General features: G+C 59.8%; 14 protein-coding genes. 8 read left to right on the forward strand and 6 right to left on the reverse strand.

Annotated features, from left to right (window positions below):
• Position 1 precedes the first annotated feature (1 nt).
• The 6 genes from J3A65_RS00350 to J3A65_RS00375 all read left to right on the forward strand — a co-directional run bounded on the left by J3A65_RS00350 (position 2) and on the right by J3A65_RS00375 (position 6,204).
• Positions 2–1,012 carry a zinc-binding alcohol dehydrogenase family protein gene (locus tag J3A65_RS00350; RefSeq protein WP_209898321.1) on the forward strand — a complete coding sequence of 337 codons (1,011 nt, stop codon included), beginning with the start codon at positions 2–4 and terminating at the stop codon, positions 1,010–1,012.
• Positions 1,013–1,022: 10 nt separating this feature from the next.
• Positions 1,023–1,352 carry an L-rhamnose mutarotase gene (locus J3A65_RS00355; RefSeq protein ID WP_209898324.1) on the forward strand — a complete coding sequence of 110 codons (330 nt, stop codon included), beginning with the start codon at positions 1,023–1,025 and terminating at the stop codon, positions 1,350–1,352.
• A 25-nt stretch (positions 1,353–1,377) separates the two neighbouring features.
• A complete protein-coding gene (locus J3A65_RS00360) occupies positions 1,378–2,109 on the forward strand; it encodes an SDR family oxidoreductase (protein WP_209898350.1) in 732 nt (243 codons plus the stop codon).
• Between the two features lie 76 nt (positions 2,110–2,185).
• A complete protein-coding gene (locus J3A65_RS00365) occupies positions 2,186–3,463 on the forward strand; it encodes an L-fuconate dehydratase (RefSeq protein ID WP_209898353.1) in 1,278 nt (425 codons plus the stop codon).
• A 63-nt stretch (positions 3,464–3,526) separates the two neighbouring features.
• Entirely contained in the window at positions 3,527–4,642 is a 1,116-nt protein-coding gene (locus tag J3A65_RS00370; RefSeq protein WP_209898356.1) for an anhydro-N-acetylmuramic acid kinase, read from the forward strand.
• A 116-nt stretch (positions 4,643–4,758) separates the two neighbouring features.
• Positions 4,759–6,204 (forward strand): carboxypeptidase, encoded by a 1,446-nt coding sequence (locus tag J3A65_RS00375; protein WP_348635244.1) that lies wholly within the window; start codon positions 4,759–4,761, stop codon positions 6,202–6,204.
• 80 nt (positions 6,205–6,284) lie between these two features.
• On the opposite strand, the gene gnd is transcribed toward J3A65_RS00375, so the two are convergent.
• Positions 6,285–7,271: a phosphogluconate dehydrogenase (NAD(+)-dependent, decarboxylating) gene (gene gnd, locus J3A65_RS00380; protein ID WP_062458911.1), complete on the reverse strand. Its 987-nt coding sequence runs from the start codon at positions 7,269–7,271 to the stop codon at positions 6,285–6,287.
• Positions 7,272–7,473: 202 nt separating this feature from the next.
• On the opposite strand from gnd, the gene J3A65_RS00385 reads away from it, so the two are divergent.
• Together J3A65_RS00385 and J3A65_RS00390 are read left to right on the forward strand one after the other, a co-directional pair.
• Complete coding sequence (locus J3A65_RS00385) at positions 7,474–7,647, forward strand: hypothetical protein (protein ID WP_165699857.1); 174 nt, start codon at positions 7,474–7,476, stop codon at positions 7,645–7,647.
• Between the two features lie 366 nt (positions 7,648–8,013).
• On the forward strand, positions 8,014–8,403 hold the full coding sequence (locus tag J3A65_RS00390) for a DoxX family protein (protein WP_209898359.1): 390 nt from the start codon (positions 8,014–8,016) through the stop codon (positions 8,401–8,403).
• A gap of 134 nt (positions 8,404–8,537) precedes the next feature.
• Here the strand turns inward: J3A65_RS00390 and J3A65_RS00395 are convergent, their stop codons facing one another.
• The 5 genes from J3A65_RS00395 to J3A65_RS00415 form a co-directional block, all read right to left on the reverse strand.
• Positions 8,538–10,268 carry an ABC transporter substrate-binding protein gene (locus tag J3A65_RS00395; protein WP_113165103.1) on the reverse strand — a complete coding sequence of 577 codons (1,731 nt, stop codon included), beginning with the start codon at positions 10,266–10,268 and terminating at the stop codon, positions 8,538–8,540.
• 73 nt (positions 10,269–10,341) lie between these two features.
• Entirely contained in the window at positions 10,342–10,623 is a 282-nt protein-coding gene (locus J3A65_RS00400) for a DUF2160 domain-containing protein (protein ID WP_062458904.1), read from the reverse strand.
• A 13-nt stretch (positions 10,624–10,636) separates the two neighbouring features.
• On the reverse strand, positions 10,637–11,464 hold the full coding sequence (locus J3A65_RS00405; RefSeq protein WP_209898362.1) for a carbohydrate ABC transporter permease: 828 nt from the start codon (positions 11,462–11,464) through the stop codon (positions 10,637–10,639).
• A gap of 14 nt (positions 11,465–11,478) precedes the next feature.
• Positions 11,479–12,345, reverse strand: coding sequence for a sugar ABC transporter permease (locus J3A65_RS00410; protein WP_062576486.1), 867 nt, complete (start codon positions 12,343–12,345; stop codon positions 11,479–11,481).
• 5 nt (positions 12,346–12,350) lie between these two features.
• Complete coding sequence (locus J3A65_RS00415; protein ID WP_209898365.1) at positions 12,351–13,421, reverse strand: ABC transporter ATP-binding protein; 1,071 nt, start codon at positions 13,419–13,421, stop codon at positions 12,351–12,353.
• Between the last annotated feature and the right edge of the window lie 5 nt (positions 13,422–13,426).

Consider the following 13,426-nt stretch of genomic DNA (forward strand, 5'->3'; position numbering starts at 1 on the left):
GATGCTGACTATCATATGCGATGAACCGGGCAAGCTTTCGGCGATTGACCGGGACAAGCCCGCACGTGGCGAAAGCGAGGTGCTTCTGAAGGTCCGCCGTATCGGCGTCTGCGGCACCGACCTGCATATCTTCACCGGCAACCAGCCCTATCTTTCCTATCCGCGCGTCATGGGCCACGAACTGGCGGCAACCGTCGAGGAAGCGCCTGAGGGAAGCTCGCTTCAGGTGGGCGATATCGTCTCGATCATCCCCTACATTTCCTGTGGCCACTGCAATGCCTGCCTGAAGGGCAAGACCAACTGCTGCCGCAATATCGGTGTGCTCGGCGTCCATCGCGATGGCGGCATGACGGAATATCTGAGCATTCCCGAGCAGTTTGCGGTGAAGGCAGACGGACTGACCCTTGATCAGGCGGCGATGGTCGAGTTTCTGGCGATCGGCGCGCACGCCGTCGCCCGTGCACGGGTGGAAAAAGGTCAGAAGGTTCTCGTCGTCGGCGCCGGTCCGATCGGGCTATCGGTCGCGATTTTCGCACAGCTCGAAGGTGCCGAGGTAACTGTCATCGACGGTCGTGAAGACAGGCTCGATTTTGCGAAGAGCCAGTTGGGCATTACGTCCACGGTCGCGCTTTCGCCTGACGACGCCGACCAGCTTTCCGCCATCACCAACGGCGACTTCTTCGACGCCGTATTCGACGCGACCGGCAATCCGAAGGCGATGGAGCGCGGCTTCTCCTTTGTCGGACATGGCGGCACCTATGTCCTGGTGTCGATCGTCTCCAGCACGATCGGCTTTTCGGATCCCGAGTTTCACAAGCGCGAAACCACGCTCCTCGGCAGCCGCAACGCGACGATTGCGGACTTCGAGCGGGTGATGGACGCGATGCGCGCCGGCCATGTTCCGGATGCCTTGATTACGCACCGCATGCACCTTTCGGATGTGCCGGACCGGTTTTCCAAATTGACGGACCCCGCGCAGGCGGTGGTCAAGGCGCTCATTGAAGTCGCCTGAGGAGTAAGTCATGCAGCGCATGGGAATGATGATCGGCGTGCAGCCGGAGATGCTTGCAAAGTATCGGGAACTGCACGCGGCGGTATGGCCGGAAATCCTCGACTTGATTTCCCGCTGCAACATCAGGAACTATACGATCTTCCTGCGCGAACCGGAAAACCTCCTGTTCGGCACATGGGAATATCACGGCACCGATTTCGCAGCCGACATGGCGCGGATGGCGGCCGACGAGAAGAACCAGGAATGGTGGGCCTTTACCACTCCCTGCCAGAAGCCTTTGGAAACGAGGGCCGAGAGCGAATGGTGGGCGATGATGGAAGAGGTTTTCCATCATGATTGACGCGCAAACGGGAGAGTTGAAATCGATGGCAAGTCTGAATGGCAAGACAGTTCTGATCACCGCGGCGGGTCAGGGAATCGGCCGCGCCAGTGCGCTTGCCTTCCTCGCCGCAGGTGCGAAGGTTCATGCCACCGATATCAACGAGACAGCGCTTTCCGAGTTGCCGAAGGTCGACAACCTGACAACGGCGAAGCTCGACGTGCTGAACGAGGATGCCGTCAAGGCCTGCGTCTCTGATATCGGTCAGGTCGATGTGCTCTTCAACTGCGCAGGCGTCGTGCACGCCGGTTCGGTGCTGGAGATGCCGGATAGCGATCTCGATTTTGCCTTCGACCTCAACGTGCGCGCCATGATCCGCACGATCCGTGCCGTGCTGCCGGGCATGCTGGAGCGCAAGGATGGCGCCATCATCAACATGGCCTCCGTCGCGTCCAGCGTGAAGGGCGTGCCGAACCGCTTCGCCTATGGCGTGACCAAGGCGGCTGTGATCGGACTGACCAAATCGGTCGCGGCCGACTACGTGACGCAAGGCATCCGCTGCAATGCGATCTGCCCGGGTACGGTGGAAAGCCCGTCGCTGCAGGACCGCATGCGCGCCCAGGGCGATTATGAGACCGCCCGTGCCGCCTTCATCGCCCGCCAGCCGATGGGCCGTCTTGGATCGCCGGAAGAGATCGCCGATCTCGCCGTCTATATTGCCACGGCCACCTATACGAGCGGACAGGCCTTCGCCATCGACGGCGGCTGGACCATCTGAGCCTTTCAATCCTCTGCCGTCGTTTACGGCGCACAACCCGATCATCTTGAACCGCCGATCAGCGGAAGGAATAGCTATGGCCAAAGTTATCGATATGCGGGTTGTCGACCTGCGCTTTCCGACCTCGCAGAGCCTCGACGGTTCCGATGCCATGAACCCGGATCCGGATTATTCGGCAGCCTACGTGATCCTCGAAACCGACGATCCAGCGCTTGAGGGTCATGGCCTCACCTTCACGATCGGCCGCGGCAACGACATCTGCTGCATGGCGATCGAGGCGATGCGCCATCTCGTCATCGGCGCCGATACGGAGGTGATGAAGGCCAATCCGGGGGAATTTTGGCGACACCTGACCGGCGACAGCCAGTTGCGCTGGATCGGCCCGGACAAGGGCGCCATGCATCTTGCGACCGGCGCCGTCGTCAACGCCTTCTGGGACCTGCTCGCCAAGGAAGAAGGCAAGCCGGTGTGGCGGCTGGTGGCGGACATGTCGCCGGAAGAGATCGCCGATATCATCGACTATCGCTATCTGACCGACGTCCTCACACGCGACGAGGCTCTTGCCATTCTCAGAAAAGCCGAGGCAGGGAAGCCGGAACGGATCGCCAATCTCGAAAGCAAGGGCTACCCCTGCTACACGACCTCCGCCGGCTGGCTCGGCTATGATGACGAGAAGCTGCGCAGGCTTTGCCAGGAAGCGATCGATGCCGGTTTCGATCATATCAAGATGAAGGTCGGACGCGACCTGGAAGACGACATTCGCCGCCTGACCATCGCGCGCGAGGTGATCGGCCCCGACCGTTACCTGATGATCGATGCCAACCAGGTCTGGGAGGTCGATCAAGCGATCGACTGGGTCAACAAGCTCGCCTTCTCCAAGCCCTTCTTCATCGAGGAGCCGACCAGCCCGGATGATATTGCCGGTCACCGCAAGATCCGCCAGGCGATCGGGCCGGTGAAGGTCGCAACCGGCGAGATGTGCCAGAACCGCATCATGTTCAAGCAGTTCATCGCCGAGGGCGCGATCGATATCGTACAGATCGACAGCTGCCGCATGGGCGGGCTGAACGAGGTGCTTTCCGTCCTATTGATTGCCGCCAAATATGGCCTCCCGGTCTGGCCGCATGCCGGCGGCGTCGGCCTTTGCGAATATGTCCAGCATCTCTCGATGATCGACTACGTTGCGGTGTCCGGCACGATGGAAGGCCGCGTCATCGAGTATGTCGATCACCTGCACGAGCATTTCCTCGAACCCTGCGTCATCGAGAACGCCGCCTATATGCCGCCGAAAATGCCCGGCTTCTCGATCGAGATGAAGGCGGGGACGCTGGAGGAATTCCGCTTCGGACGTTGAGGGCGATGGCGGTCTCTGTTACTCCCGGGTGATTGCGTCGCTTGAACTTGAGGGGGATCTCCAATGGAGCCAATCTGGGCCGTCGGCCTGATGACCGGGACCGTCCTCGACGGCAATATCGACGTCGCACTCTTGAAGACCGACGGCGAAACGGTGGAGACAGCAGGCGCCTATACGTTGGCGCCCTATCCGCCCGAGATCCGCTCTCTTCTCGAGGAAACGCTCGCCCAAGCGCGCGTCTGGGAATTCGAAGGACCGGAGCCCGCGATCTTCGCCGTGGCCGAGGAGGCATTGACGCGGGCGCAATCACGCGCAGTGCAGGATCTTGTCGAGATTGCCGGCATGACGATGGCCGATATCGACATTGTCGGCTTTCACGGCCAGACCGTTCTCCACCGTGCACCGACCCGGGAACGCCTCGGCGACACGCGGCAGCTCGGTGATGGCGAATTGATGGCGTCGATCCTGGGCTGCAAGGTCGCCTATGATTTCAGAACCGCGGACGTTCGCGCCGGTGGTCAGGGCGCACCGCTTGCCGCGGTCTATCACGCGGCGCTGCTGCGTGGCGTCGATCGATCGGGAGATAGCGCCGTTCTCAACCTCGGCGGTGTCGGCAATATCAGCTGGTGGGATGGCGAGGATCTGGTGATCGCCTTTGATACCGGCCCGGCCAACGCCCCGCTCAACGATTTCATCAAATCGCTCGGGCTTGGCGAGATGGACCGGGACGGAGCGCTTGGTGCTTCGGGCAAGGTCGATGAGGAGCGCCTGGCCCGCCTGCTTCAGCATCCGTACATGACGGCGCCCTACCCGAAATCGCTCGACCGCTATTCGTTTACCGCGGCAATGGCCGACGGGCTTTCGCCCGAAGACGGCGCGGCTACACTTTCGGCCTTCACCGCATCGACGGTCGGCAAGGCGCTCGACCTTTTGCCGAGACGTCCGAAGCGACTGATCGTTGCCGGTGGCGGACGTCGCAACCCGACGATCATGGCGATGCTAAAACAGCGCGCCGGCGTCGAGGCCATGTCCGCGGACGAGTTCGGCTGGCGGGGCGATGCCGTCGAGGCGGAACTGTTCGCATTCCTCGCCGTACGCGTGCTACGCGGTCTGCCGATCAGCTTTCCGACGACGACAGGTGCGCCAAGGCCTCTGCAGGGCGGACGACTGGCGGGCTGACTTGAGCCTCAAGCGGAATTGAGTTTCCCGGATGGGTCTTGCCGCCCTACATAACTGACATAGCCGTCACGGAGGAAACAGCTTTGCGTCTTTACCGGATCCTTGCATCCATCCTGGTGCTTCTTGCGCTTTGCGCCCCAGCCGTGGCGCAACAGCCCCCCGGCATATTCGGGCTTATCCCCGATGACAGCACGACCGAGCACGTTCTCAAAACCGAGGGCAGCGCCGATCTGCCCTATACAGCGACCGCCGGGACGCTTGACCTGTTCGGCCAGGACGGCAATCGAACGGCCAAGATCTTCTACACGGCCTATATCGCCAAGGATCGCACGCCGGGTCGTCCGCTCACATTCGCCTTCAACGGCGGCCCGGGTGCCGCATCGGCCTATCTGCATCTCGGGCTGCTGGGCCCGCGGATCATCGAATTCGGCAAGAACGGCAACGACGGAACTACACCGCAGATCAGGGACAATCCGCAAAGCTGGCTGGCATTTACCGATCTTGTCATGATCGATCCCGCCGGCACCGGATGGAGCCGCGCCGCCAGCGACGATGTTGCCAAGAATTTCTACGGCGTAAATCAGGATGCCGACAGCCTTGCCAAGGTGATCTCGCTCTACGTCCAGAAGAACGACCGGCTGAATGCACCAAAATATCTGGTCGGCGAAAGCTATGGCGGGTTCCGCGCGGCGAAAGTCGCGATCGCGATGAAGAATAGCCAGGGCATCATCCCCTCCGGCATCATCATGCTCTCGCCGTTTATCGAAGGCCGGTTCCTCGCAAATTCCGACGATCCGCTGAGCGCCGCACTGCAACTGCCCTCGCTTGCGGCAGCCGAGATGGAGCGGACCAAAAGCTTCACTCCTGAAAAGCTCGCCGAGGCCGAACGCTTTGCGTTGCGCGACTATCTTCCGACCGTGGCGGGCGCTGCGCCTGTGGGCGAAGAAGCCGAGGCGTTTTATGGAAAGGTTGCTGGCTTCACGGGCATCCCCAAAGAGGTCGTTGCCAGAACGCGAGGCTTGGTCGGCGATGTCTACGCAAAGCAAATGGCTGGACCGGGCCGGGTCGTCAGCCCCTATGATGCATCTTACGCCGTGCCGGACGCCTATCCCGAGGACGCGTACGGGCGCAACGACGATCCCATTCTGGAGGGCTACACCCGCGCCTACAGTGCAGCCTTCGCCTCCTATGCGACAGGCGAGCTGAAATTTTCGAGCGACATGACCTACTCGCTTTTGAACGAGGATGTGAACCGCCGGTGGGAATGGAATGGCAGCCGGGGCGGCGATGCTCGCGCGCTTGCCAGCGCTTCAACTGACATCCGCGACCTGCTGTCGGTCACCCCGTCCTTCCGCCTGCTGGTCGTGCATGGCCATAGCGACGCGCTGACACCCTATGGTGTGAGCCGCTACGTGATCGATCATCTGCCGACACAGTTGGCAGCCGGCCGGGCGGAACTGAAGACCTATAGCGGCGGCCACATGTTCTATACCAACCCAGCTTCGCGGGCGGCATTCCTCACCGATGCGAAGGCGTTCTACGAGGCCAAGACTGTCGAGTAGGGACTAGCGAGGTCTATCGAGCTTTCAAAATAAATCCGGCACCCCAGGGGTGCCGGATTTCGTATGTGATATAACCCAGCTTATTTCTTTTCCGAATGACCGCCGAAGGCTGCCCGAAGTGCCGACAGAACCTGGTTCGAATACTGCTCGTGACCCTGCGACGAGAAGCGCTGGAAGAGAGCGGACGACAGGACCGGAAGCGGCACGCCGGTATCGATACCGGCCTTCATCATCCACCGTCCCTCGCCGGAATCCGAAACTCGACCACTGAAGGCGTCAAGCGTCGGATCGTTGTGCAGAGAGCCGGCAAGAAGATCGAGCAGCCACGACGAAACGACGCTGCCGTGACGCCAGACTTCGGTGATTTCAGCCACGTCCAGATCGTAGTGATAGTAGTGCGGATTGGCGAGCGGGCTGGTTTCCGCATCGGCGCTACGTGCCACCTTGCCGATATTGGCAGACTTCATCAGGTTGAGGCCTTCGGCATAGGCCGCCATCATACCGTATTCGATGCCGTTGTGGACCATCTTCACGAAGTGACCTGATCCTGCTGGGCCGCAATGGATATAGCCAAGTTCCGAGGTCCGCTGTGCTTCCTTGCCGGCTCCCGGGGAGAGCGACAGGAAGATCGGATCGAGGCGCTTCACCGCTTCATCCGGTCCGCCGATCATCAGGCAATAGCCGCGTTCCAGACCCCAGACGCCACCGCTCGTGCCGACATCGATATAGTCGAGGCCGATGCCCGAAAGACGCCCTGCGCGATCGATATCGTCCTGGTAGTTGGAGTTTCCGCCGTCGATCAGCACGTCGCCCGCCGACATGACACCCGAGAGCTTCTCGATCGTCTGGTCGGTGATCGCTGCAGGCAGCATCAGCCAAACGGTGGCCGGTTTCGCGAGCTTGGCGACCATATCTTCCAGCGAGGTGGCGCCCACGGCCCCTTCCCGCTCCAGAGCCTCGACATTGGCCTGACTGACATCGAATACCACACATTCATGGCCATCACGCAGGAGCCGTCGCACCATATTGGCGCCCATACGGCCGAGGCCTATCATTCCGATCTGCATTCCGTTTCCCTTCCGAAAAACCATGTTGTGGTCCGAACCATCAGGCCCGACTGAGATGAGGCATATCAGTTCGTTCAGAAATTGACACCTGCAGACATGCACAGCAGATGCGCCGAAACCGCCAGCCTAGGCACGGGAAGAAAATACTGTTGACAACCTTCAGCGAAAATGAGAACAAAGGAAGAACATTGAGGAGAACGCCATGCAGAGAACTGAAGAGGTCGTCGCCCGTGCTCTTGCCCTCGTGGCTCAGTCGAAGGCGCTCAGGGAACGTCATGACAAGGAACGCAAGGAGATCTATGGACGGATCGAGATTGCCAATCTTCGCAAGCCGCATGTTCCCAAGGGGATTCAACTGCCTCTCAACCTGCAGTGAATTGACTTTATCGTTGGAGGAAGTGGTCCGCGTATACGTCTGATTCAGTCTGTTGCAAGGCTGCACTCGACTCGCTTTTGAAGAGGTGGTTCATTCCCTTCAACGGCGTAGGGGTGCTTAATGCTTCACGAATACAACGAGATCTTTATGCAGCAGCGGTATTTCATAAAGATACTGATGGCCTGGATTGGGGCAATTGCCTTGGGCTGTGTCCCCGTTTTGATGATCGTCAACGCGGTCACCATTTGAGAAGACGCTTCGGCGCTCTAGAGGTCTCGCGCATTCCATAACTGTTTCACGAAGACGTGCAGTTGACCTTCGTTTGGTCGATGTCAGAAGAGCATCGACATTTAACGGAGCTTCCCAATGGTCAACAAAATCCAGGCTTACCAGCCTGTTCTTCTCAGCATCCTGCGTATTGCCGTCGGCCTCGTCATCTTCTCCTTCGGCATGGCGAAAATCTTTCATTTCCACGCCGGTACCTTCATGCCGCCCACGGGCTCGTTGCCCTGGATCGCGGGTCTCTTTGAGCTTGTCTGCGGCTTCCTCTTCCTGGTCGGTTTCCAGACACGGATAGCGGCATTCCTCCTGTCCGGACTGATGGCCGCGGCTTACTTCATCAGCCACTTTCCCAAAAGCATTTTCCCGCCCGAAAACGGCGGAATGGCTGCTGCCGTGCTCTGCTTCGTGTTCCTGTATTTCGTCACGTCCGGAGCCGGACCGCTCAGTGTCGATGCCAAGCTGAAAAAGGCATAGGACCGGATCAAGGCAGGTTGGGAGGCTCTGCCGTGTGTCCGCAACAGTGACGAACGCGAAACGACCGCGCCGATGATGTTCGGCGCGGTCGTCTCTTGCCGCCGCTTCCCCTTCGGGAGCCTTGATCGGTCAGATCACTTCTTTGCGTCAGCCCAGCTCTTCACCAGGTCGTCGTAGTTGACGGTGATCGGCTTTTCCTTTTCGTTCTCGATCTTCAGCTGCGGAGCCAGATTGCCCTTGGCCACCGCATCCTTGTTCCAGTAGGCCAGGTCATGCTCTTCTGCGAGCTTGGGACCCATGTCCTTCTGGACGCCAGCGCGTTCCAGACGCTGGAGCACCTTTTCCTGCTCGGCGCAAAGCGAGTCCATTGCCAACTGTGGCGTCTTGGCACCCGATGCAGCATCCCCGATCGCCTGCCACCAAAGCTGTGCGAGCTTCGGATAATCAGGAACGTTGGTGCCGGTCGGCGACCATTGAACACGCGCCGGCGAGCGGTAGAACTCGATCAGGCCGCCGAGTTTCGGTGCGCGATCGGTAAAGCTCTGATGGCGGATCGAGCTTTCGCGGATCAGCGTCAGGCCCACATGGCTCTTCTTCAGGTCGACGGTCTTGGACGTGACGAACTGGGCGTAGAGCCAGGCCGCCTTTGCGCGGTCATCGGGCGTGGACTTCATCAGCGTCCAGGAACCGACGTCCTGATAGCCAAGCTTCATGCCGTCTTTCCAGTAAACGCCGTGGGGGCTTGGCGCGAAACGCCATTTCGGCGTGCCGTCCTCGTTCATGACAGGCAGGCCTGGCTTCACCATATCGGCGGTGAAGGCCGTGTACATGAACATCTGCTGAGCGATTTCGCCGCCCGCGGGGACAGGACCGGATTCCGAGAAGTTCATGCCCTGGGCAGCTGGCGGTGCATAGGCCTTCATCCAGTCGAGATATTTCTGGATCGAATAGACGGAGGCAGGACCATTGGTGTCACCGCCGCGCGCGACGCAGGAGCCGACCGGCTGTGACTTTTCGTTGACCTTGATACCCCATTCGTCGACCGGCAGACCGTTCGGTAGACCCTTGTCGCCGTTGCCAGCCATCGAAAGCCACGCATCGGTGAAGCGCCAGCCGAGCGACGGGTCCTTCTTGCCGTAGTCCATGTGACCGAAGACCTTCTTTCCGCCGATATCACGGCCGGTGAAGAATTCCGCGATGTCTTCGTAAGCGGACCAGTTGACGGGAACACCGAGGTCGTAGCCGTATTTGGCCTTGAAATCAGCCTTGTTCTTGGCGTCGTTGAACCAGTCGTACCTGAACCAGTAAAGGTTGGCGAACTGCTGGTCCGGAAGCTGGTAGAGCTTCTTGTCGGGCGCGGTGGTGAACTTCAGGCCGATGAAGTCGTCGAGATCGAGGCCGGGATTGGTAACGTCCTTACCTTCCTTCGCCATGAAGTCCGTCAGGGAACGGGCCTGCTGGTAACGCCAATGCGTGCCGATCAGGTCGCTATCGTTGACATAGGCGTCATAGATGTTCTCGCCCGACTGCATCTGCGTCTGCAGCTTCTCGACGACATCGCCTTCGCCGATCAGGTCGTGGGTGATCTTGATGCCGGTGATCGCCGTGAAGGCTGGCGCCAGCACTTTCGATTCGTATTCATGCGTGGTCAGCGTTTCGGAAACGACCTTGATGTCGAGACCGGAGAAGGGCTTCGCCGCATCGATGAACCATTGCAGCTCCTTTTCCTGCTCGGCGCGCGAGAGGGAAGAAAGGTCCTTGATTTCCTTGTCAAGGAACTGCTTCGCCTCGTTCATGCCGGCGTGAGCCGTGCCTGCCAGTGCCAGCAATATGCCTGCTGTCGTTGTCAAGAGATGCCGTCGCATAATGTCCTCCCAGAGTTGCGATTGCGATTTCGTTTCGGCGCCAGTCCTCCCGCGCGCCGTATCAAACTTGCCTTCAGACGAAGCGGAAAACGCCGACGGCGTAGACCACAGCGAGGGCAAGAGCCCACCACAGATTGGGGCCGATCAGCCCCAACCATGCGAGATTGATGAATGCTGCACCAAGCAGCGAAATGAAGAGCCGGTCCCCCCGCGTTGTCTCGAAGCGCAGGATCCCAACCCGTGGCGCTCCCCCCGGAGAAAAATACTCCCAGATGCCCATCGCTGCAATCAAGGCGAAGATGGTCACGAAGAAAAGCGTCGTCGGCAGCGTCCAGGCCATCCATGAAAAACTCATGTGCGTTCTCCCTCTAGACCCGACCCAGGGCAAAGCCCTTGGCGATGTAGTTGCGGACAAAGTAGATCACGAGCGCGCCCGGCACGATCGTCAGCACGCCGGCGGCTGCCAGAACGCCCCAGTCCATGCCGGACGCCGAAACGGTGCGGGTCATGATGGCCGAGATCGGCTTGGCGGCAGTGGTCGTCAGCGTGCGGGCAAGCAGCAGTTCGACCCACGAAAACATGAAGCAGAAGAAGGCCGCGACGCCGATGCCGGACGCGATCAACGGCATGAAGATCTTCACGAAAAAGCGCGGGAAGGAATAGCCGTCGATATAAGCTGTTTCGTCGATTTCCTTTGGCACGCCGGACATGAAGCCTTCGAGAATCCAGACGGCCAGCGGGACGTTGAACAGGCAGTGGGCGAGTGCAACGGAGATATGCGTGTCGATCAGTCCGAAGGCGGAATAGAGCTGGAAGAATGGCAGCGCAAAGACCGCAGGTGGCGCCATCCGGTTGGTCAGCAGCCAGAAGAACAGGTGCTTGTCGCCGAGAAACCGGTAGCGCGAGAAGGCGTAGGCCGCGGGAAGTGCCGCCGCCACCGAGATCAGCGTGTTCAGACCCACATAGATAATCGAGTTGATATAGCCGTTGTACCAGGACGGATCGGTGAAGATCACCGTGTAATTCCGAAGCGTCGGGTTATGCGGGAAGAGGGAGAAGGTACCGGTGATCTCGGCATTCTCCTTGAAGCTCATATTGACCAGCCAGTAGATCGGCAGCAGCAGGAAGATGATGTAGATCGTCGAGACGAGCCAGGAGTAGCTGCGCGCCGGCTTGAATGTGTTGACTTGAGCCATTGTAACCGTCCTCCTCACGCGTCTTTGTCGCTGCTGGTCATGACCGTGTAGAAGATCCACGACATCAGCAGGATGATGAGGAAGTAGATGATCGACATCGCCGCGGCCGGCCCGAGGTCGAACTGCCCGACCGCCATCTTGACGAGATCGATCGACAGGAAGGTTGTCGAGTTGCCGGGCCCGCCGCCGGTGACGACGAAGGGTTCGGTATAAATCATGAAACTATCCATGAAGCGCAGGAGCACGGCAATCAGCAGCACCCGCTTCATCTTCGGCAACTGGATAAAGCGGAACACCGACCAGCGCGACGCGCCATCGATTTTCGCAGCCTGATAGTAGGCATCCGGGATCGACACGAGACCGGCATAGCAGAGGAGCACGACAAGGCTCGTCCAGTGCCAGACATCCATCACGATGACGGTGACCCAGGCATCGATCGGATCGCGGACATAGTTGTAGTCGATGCCGAGGATTGCGAGCGTGCGGCCGAGAAGGCCGATATCGACGCGACCAAACACCTGCCAGATGGTGCCGACCACGTTCCACGGGATCAGCAGCGGCAGCGCCATCAAAACGAGGCAGACCGGGACGCCTAGACCCTTTTTCGGCATGTTCAGCGCGATGAAGATGCCGAGCGGAATTTCCAGCGCAAGAATGATGACAGAGAACAGCAGGTTGCGCTGCAACGCCGCCCAGAACCGATCCGAATTCAGGATTTCGGTAAACCAGCCAGTGCCTGCCCAGAAGAATTCGTTGTTGCCGAACGTGTCCTGCACCGAGTAGTTCACAACGGTCATCAACGGTATCGCCGCTGAAAACAGTACCAGCAGCAGCACCGGAAGAACGAAGAACCAGGCCTTGTTGTTATAGGTCTTTTCCATGCCGTTCACGCCTCCCCGCCGACGCGCCAGGAATTGGCGTAGATATTGATACCTGCAGGATCAAAGCTCACGCGGGCTTCCGCCGGAATTTCCGTATTCTCGTCGGCGACGATCGCAAGCGGCTTTCCCTCGAATTCGGCACGAACGATGCGGCGGCGGCCAATATCCTCGATCCGGCTGATCTTCACCGGCATTCCCTCGCGGCCGAGATGGATGAACTCCGGACGGATGCCGAGTTCGATCCGGTCGCCCAGCTTCGTCTTCGGCGGCACATTGAGGTCCATCCGCTGACTGCCGACCACGACAGACCCCTCATTCAGCTGCGCCGGCAGGACGTTCATGCCGGGCGAGCCGATGAAATAGCCGACGAATGTATGGCTGGGCTTCTCGAACAGTTCCGCAGGGGTGCCGATCTGCACGATCTCGCCATCGTACATCACGACGACCTTGTCTGCGAAGGTCAGGGCTTCGGTCTGGTCGTGGGTGACATAGACCATGGTAAAGCCAAACTGCTTGTGGATGCGCTTCAACTGCGAACGCAGAACCCACTTCATATGGGGATCGATCACGGTCAGCGGTTCATCAAACAGGATCGCGTTGACGTCGTTGCGCACAAGGCCGCGGCCAAGCGAGATCTTCTGCTTCTGGTCGGCGGTCAGGCCCCGCGCCTTGCGGTCGGCCCAATCGGCAAGATCGATGATCCCCAGCATGTCGCGAACGCGCTTGTCGACTTCGGCCTCGGGTACTTTGCGGTTTCGCAGCGGGAAGGCCAGATTGTCGTAGACCGTCATCGTGTCGTAGATGACCGGGAACTGGAACACCTGCGCGATGTTGCGACCCTGTGTCGAGACTTCCGTCACGTCGTTTCCATCAAACAGGATGCGTCCGTGCGACGGCTGCAGCAGACCGGAGATGATGTTCAGCAGCGTGGTCTTGCCGCAGCCGGAGGGGCCAAGCAGCGCGTAGGCGCCACCGTCGTTCCATTCGTGATGAACTTCGCGAAGCGCATAGTCGCTGTCGGCGACAGGGTTGGCGCCGTAGGCGTGGCGGATATGGTCGAGGGTGATGCGTGCCATGATGT

Origin of the sequence: Rhizobium sp. PvP014 (assembly GCF_017876855.1) — a bacterium.
GTDB lineage: Bacteria > Pseudomonadota > Alphaproteobacteria > Rhizobiales > Rhizobiaceae > Neorhizobium > Neorhizobium soli.

Bases quoted from the DNA above. Each gene is read 5' to 3' on its own strand.
- J3A65_RS00360 (WP_209898350.1), top strand. From the start codon at position 1,378: ATGGCAAGTCTGAATGGCAAGACAGTTCTGATCACCGCGGCGGGTCAG.
- J3A65_RS00400 (WP_062458904.1), bottom strand. From the start codon at position 10,623: ATGAGTTTTTCATGGATGGCCTGGACGCTGCCGACGACGCTTTTCTTC.
- gnd (WP_062458911.1), bottom strand. From the start codon at position 7,271: ATGCAGATCGGAATGATAGGCCTCGGCCGTATGGGCGCCAATATGGTG.
- J3A65_RS00370 (WP_209898356.1), top strand. From the start codon at position 3,527: ATGGAGCCAATCTGGGCCGTCGGCCTGATGACCGGGACCGTCCTCGAC.
- J3A65_RS00415 (WP_209898365.1), bottom strand. From the start codon at position 13,421: ATGGCACGCATCACCCTCGACCATATCCGCCACGCCTACGGCGCCAAC.
- J3A65_RS00350 (WP_209898321.1), top strand. From the start codon at position 2: ATGCTGACTATCATATGCGATGAACCGGGCAAGCTTTCGGCGATTGAC.
- J3A65_RS00395 (WP_113165103.1), bottom strand. From the start codon at position 10,268: ATGCGACGGCATCTCTTGACAACGACAGCAGGCATATTGCTGGCACTG.
- J3A65_RS00410 (WP_062576486.1), bottom strand. From the start codon at position 12,345: ATGGAAAAGACCTATAACAACAAGGCCTGGTTCTTCGTTCTTCCGGTG.
- J3A65_RS00355 (WP_209898324.1), top strand. From the start codon at position 1,023: ATGCAGCGCATGGGAATGATGATCGGCGTGCAGCCGGAGATGCTTGCA.
- J3A65_RS00385 (WP_165699857.1), top strand. From the start codon at position 7,474: ATGCAGAGAACTGAAGAGGTCGTCGCCCGTGCTCTTGCCCTCGTGGCT.
- J3A65_RS00365 (WP_209898353.1), top strand. From the start codon at position 2,186: ATGGCCAAAGTTATCGATATGCGGGTTGTCGACCTGCGCTTTCCGACC.
- J3A65_RS00390 (WP_209898359.1), top strand. From the start codon at position 8,014: ATGGTCAACAAAATCCAGGCTTACCAGCCTGTTCTTCTCAGCATCCTG.
- J3A65_RS00405 (WP_209898362.1), bottom strand. From the start codon at position 11,464: ATGGCTCAAGTCAACACATTCAAGCCGGCGCGCAGCTACTCCTGGCTC.